At 73.1% G+C, this 4,353-nt stretch carries 3 protein-coding genes and 1 pseudogene; 2 read left to right on the top strand and 2 right to left on the bottom strand.

All coding sequences use genetic code 11. The features are described from left to right. Positions 1-40: 40 nt before the first annotated feature. A pseudogene (locus tag L0P92_RS42495) lies at positions 41-1,018 on the bottom strand (sigma-70 family RNA polymerase sigma factor); the annotation flags it as partial. A 301-nt stretch (positions 1,019-1,319) separates the two neighbouring features. Here L0P92_RS42495 and L0P92_RS42490 point away from each other — a divergent pair. Further along, positions 1,320-2,498, top strand: coding sequence for a serine hydrolase domain-containing protein (locus tag L0P92_RS42490; RefSeq protein WP_234768491.1), 1,179 nt, complete (start codon positions 1,320-1,322; stop codon positions 2,496-2,498). Here the strand turns inward: L0P92_RS42490 and L0P92_RS42485 are convergent. After that, a complete protein-coding gene (locus L0P92_RS42485) occupies positions 2,488-3,021 on the bottom strand; it encodes a hypothetical protein (protein ID WP_234768490.1) in 534 nt (177 codons plus the stop codon). The two genes, L0P92_RS42490 and L0P92_RS42485, sit on opposite strands and share 11 nt — an antisense overlap. A 90-nt stretch (positions 3,022-3,111) precedes the next feature. Between L0P92_RS42485 and L0P92_RS42480 the strand changes: the two genes are divergently transcribed. Next, positions 3,112-4,353 (top strand): diacylglycerol/lipid kinase family protein (locus tag L0P92_RS42480; RefSeq protein ID WP_234768492.1); only part of this gene is annotated, 1,242 nt, incomplete at its 3' end.

Raw genomic sequence — 4,353 nt, 5'->3', positions numbered from 1 at the left:
CCTACGTCGTCACCGAGACCCCGGCCGCCCCGCCCCCGCGCGCGGCCGGGGGGGTGGCCGCGCGCGGGGGCGGGGCGGCCGGGGTCTCGGTGACGACGTAGGCGCCGCCCGCGACGAGCGTCGCGCCTGCCGTGACCGCCACGGCGGGCTGGGTGAGCGCGGCCATCACCTTCGCGGACCAGCCGACGGAGGTCGCCGTGGCCGTCGCCGCGACCGCCGTCTTGCCGCCGAGGGCGAGGGAGAGCGTGAAGCCGACCGGGATCGGGACGAGGGCGATGCCGACGAGGAGGCGTTCGGCCGGTACGACGGCCTCGCGGGTGTCGCCGCAGTAGCCGCAGCCTCTGATGTGCCGGGCCAGCCGCTTGCGCCAGACGGAGTCGGGGTGACCGTCCCAGCGTGCGGTCACCTCGCGCAGGCCGGGGCAGGCGCCGTCGAGCGCGCGGACGATTCCGCGCGCGGTCTCCAGTCGTTCCTTCACCCGCTGGACGCGCACGGCGGCGTGCTGCCGGCTGATCCCGGCCGCGGCGGCCAGTTCGCGCCGGGTCAGCTCGCCCGCGACCTCCAGCCACCACAGCGACAGCAGTTGCCGGTCCTCGTCGTCCAGCCAGCGCACCGCCTCGGCGACCTCGCGCCGCTGTCCCTCCAACTGGAGCCGCAGCACGGTGAGTTCGGCGAAGTCGGTGGCCTCGCGCGCCGCCGACTCGTCCAGTCGCGCGGTCTGCCTGCGGCGCGCCCGGTCCCGGATCTGCCGCATGGCGATGGCGACGAGCCAGGAGCGGAAGCTGTCCGGGTCCCGCAGCGAGCCGAGGTTGTCCACGGCGCGCAGCATGGTCTCCTGGACGACGTCGTCGACGTCGGCATGGCCGTTCAGGGCCCGCCCGACCACGTTGTAGACCAGCGGCAGCCACCCCTCGACCAGCTCGTCCAGCGCCTGCCGGTCCCCGGCCTGCGCCGCCGCGATGGTGGAGCGCCACTGCCTGCGGGCTCCCTCGTCCACGTGCGTCCTCTCCCAGGTCATCTGCTGCCCGTACGCACCTTCCTGCCTGACCAGCGCCGGTGGCTATATCGGAGATCACATTCCGCTTCCGGAGTGGAGACGCGGTGAAGACAGCGGCGATAACACTTTTTCGGCAGTCGACGGCCCGTAAGGGCAATCCCTTACAACACCCTTGTTCCGTACGGCACTTGCTCCCGGGATCCCCCAGGGTCGGCCCCCTCCTCGCCGACGATTCGGCCTACACCGCCCCGCCCTGACGATGATCACGCACTTCCCGTCGATCCATCGATCCCGGCGATCCCGTCGATTCCAGGAGCAGCAGATGCCCGTACGCCCGCTTCCCGCCCTTGTCACCTCCGTGCTCGCCCTGACCCTGACCGCGCTGCCGCTGGCCGGGGCGGCGTCCGCGCGGCCCGCTTCGCCCTCGTCGCCGTCCTCGTCGTCCTGCTCCACGCAGGCGATCGAGGCCGCCTCGCCGCACGGCCCGGACGTGAAGGCCCTGTGCGCCGCGCTCGCCGGGCTGCCCGACAAGGACGCGACGGCCGCGCTGATCCGTGTGGGCGGCAAGGGGAGCTGGCACGGGGTGGCCGGAGTGCGGGACATGAGAACCGGGGCGCCGGCGCTGGAGAACGCCCGCTTCCGGGCCGGTTCGACGACGAAGATCGTGACGTCGGCGCTGGTGCTCCAGCTCGCGGCCGAGGGGCGGATCTCCCTCGACGGGACCGTCCAGCAGTACCTGCCCGGCCTGCTCACGAAGGACTTCGCGCCGATCACCGTACGGCAGCTGCTGAACTTCACCAGCGGTCTCCAGCCGGGCGCGTCCCTCGGCGAGGACGTGGACGACGGCTACGCGCACCGCTTCGAGACGCTGACCCCCGAGGAGGTGGTGGCCGCGTCGGTCGCCAAGGGCCCCGACCCCGACCACGCGCCCGGCGAGCACCAGCGGTACGGCAACATCCACTACACCGTGCTGGGCATGCTGATCGAGAAGGTAACCGGCGACTCGTACGCCCACCAGGCGGCCGTACGGATCGTCCGCCCGCTCGGCATGCGGCACACCTCGTTCCCGACCGGCCCGGACCCCCGCGTCCACGGCCCGCACAACCGCGGCTACGACTGGATCGACGGCAGGCTCGTCGACGTGACCGAGTGGAACATGTCCGACCGGTTCGCCGCCGGCGACATGATCTCGACGACGGCGGACCTGGAACGGCTGCTGTTCGCCCTGTTCCGCGGCCGGGTGGTGCCCGAGCCGCAGCTGAAGGAGATGTTCACGGTGCCGGACGTAGACGGGGCCACGATGAGCGCCGGGTTGGAGCTCTACGAGCTCGACGGCAGGGAGATCTGGGGCAAGACGGGCGCCCGTCCCGGCTATCACACCGTCGTCGCGGCCACCCGTGACCTGTCCCGCACGGTGGTCTACTCGGTCAACTCCACCGACGCGAAGGGCGACGGCCTGGCCATCGCCCAGCGCTTCGCCTTCCCGGCGTTCAACCGCTGACGGCGACGGCGGCCGGCCGCGCCGACACTGCTGTCAGCGCCTCCAGCCGCTTGATCCTCTTCCGTACGACGTACAGCGGGATGATCCCGAAGACGCCGAACGACATGTCGATCACCGACCACCACAAGGGGATGTCGCGGATCGGCCCGCAGATCAGGGCGAGCGGGACGATGCCCGCGCAGGCGATCATCCCGAACTCGACGACCCAGATGTTGCGGACCGGGTCGCGGTAGGGGCCGTAGAAGGCGACCGCGATGACGAGGTGGGCGAAGGCCAGCCAGTCCGTGCCGTAGAGCAGGAACGGGTGGTCGGCGTCGGCGGCGTCGAGCCCGCGCCGCACCCGCTCGATCCAGTCCATGAGGCCGGGCAGGTGCTCCGGAACGGACAGGGCGCGCAACAGGTCCTCGGTCCAGCGCAGTTCGTGGACGAGGGGGAAGGCCGTGGCGCCGCTGAGCACCAGGCAGACGACGAAGAAGACCAGCCAGACGCGGATGCCCTTGAGCAGGGCGGCTCTGTCGCTCATGGGCTCAGGGTACGCCCTTTCTTGAACACGTTCAAAAGTGCCCTCTCGCCTCGGGCCGGTCCTACGATGTCCGCGGTGAACGGAGGAATCATGGCCCTGGACTTGAGCGGGCGGGCCTACCGCGCACAGCGGTGGGCGGCGCGGACGGCGTTGGCCGCCGCGGGGCTCGCGGTGCTGGTGCCGCTCGCGTACGGCGGTGTCGGCGGGGTTCTGCTGCTGGTGGCGGGGGCGGCGGGGCTGGGCCTCAGCGCGGTCGCGGTGTGGTGGACGCTGAGCCTGCGCGGCCCGCTGCGCTGGGCGGCGGCCGTCGTCGCCGTGGCCCTGCCCGCCGCGCTGGTCGCCCTGTTCGCGGCCACGCTGTTCTGGGCGCTGCTGGCGTCCGTGGCGCTGTGGGCGGTGGCCGTGTGGAGCGGCCGGTACGCGCTGCGGGGCACGGGCAGCTCGCGGGTACGGGTGATGCGGGAGCGCAAGGCGCCGCCGCCCGAGCGGCCGTACCTGATCATGAACCCGCGCTCCGGTGGCGGGAAGGTGGTCCGCTTCGGGCTCCGGGAGAAGGCCGAGCGTCTCGGCGCCCGCGTCATCCTGCTGGACCCCGACGAGCACCAGGACGTCACCGCCCTGGCCCGCAAGGCCGTGGACGAGGGCGCCGACCTGCTGGGCGTCGCCGGCGGCGACGGCACCCAGGCGCTGGTCGCGGCCGTCGCCGCCGCGTACGACATCCCGTTCCTGGTGATCAGCGCCGGCACCCGCAACCACTTCGCCATGGACCTGGGCCTCGACCGCGAGGACCCGGCCGGCTGCCTCGACGCGCTCACCGACGGCGTGGAACTCCGCGTCGACCTCGGCTACGCGGGCGGGCGGCCCTTCGTCAACAACGCGTCCTTCGGGGCGTACGCGGCCATCGTGCAGAGCCCCGGCTACCGGGACGACAAGATCGGCACCAGCCTGGAGCTGCTGCCCGACCTGCTCACCCGGCAGCAGGGCGCGCGGCTCACCGCCCGCGTGGCCGGCCGGACCCTCGACGCCCCGCACGCCGTGCTGGTCAGCAACAACCCCTACCGCACGGACGACCCCTTCGGCCTCGGCCGCCGCGACCGCCTCGACGCCGCGGTCCTCGGCGTCCTCGGCATCCGGGTGGACAGCGCCGCCGAGGCAGCCGGCCTGCTGCTCGACCCCGCGCCGGGCGGCCTGACCATCCTGACCTCACCCGAGGTGGTCGTCGAGGCCGACCGCGCGGAGATCGAGGCCGGCCTCGACGGCGAGGCCCTCGTCCTCCCGACCCCGGTCCACTGCCGCATCGCCCCCGGCGCCCTACGCGTCCGCGTCCCCCGC

It is taken from the genome of Streptomyces muensis, assembly GCF_021474425.1.
Taxonomy (GTDB): domain Bacteria; phylum Actinomycetota; class Actinomycetes; order Streptomycetales; family Streptomycetaceae; genus Streptomyces; species Streptomyces muensis.
Note: the sequence above shows the minus strand (reverse complement) of the source record. Positions and strands in the feature narration are given on the sequence as shown.

Bases quoted from the DNA above. Each gene is read 5' to 3' on its own strand.
- L0P92_RS42485 (WP_234768490.1), bottom strand. From the start codon at position 3,021: ATGAGCGACAGAGCCGCCCTGCTCAAGGGCATCCGCGTCTGGCTGGTC.
- L0P92_RS42490 (WP_234768491.1), top strand. From the start codon at position 1,320: ATGCCCGTACGCCCGCTTCCCGCCCTTGTCACCTCCGTGCTCGCCCTG.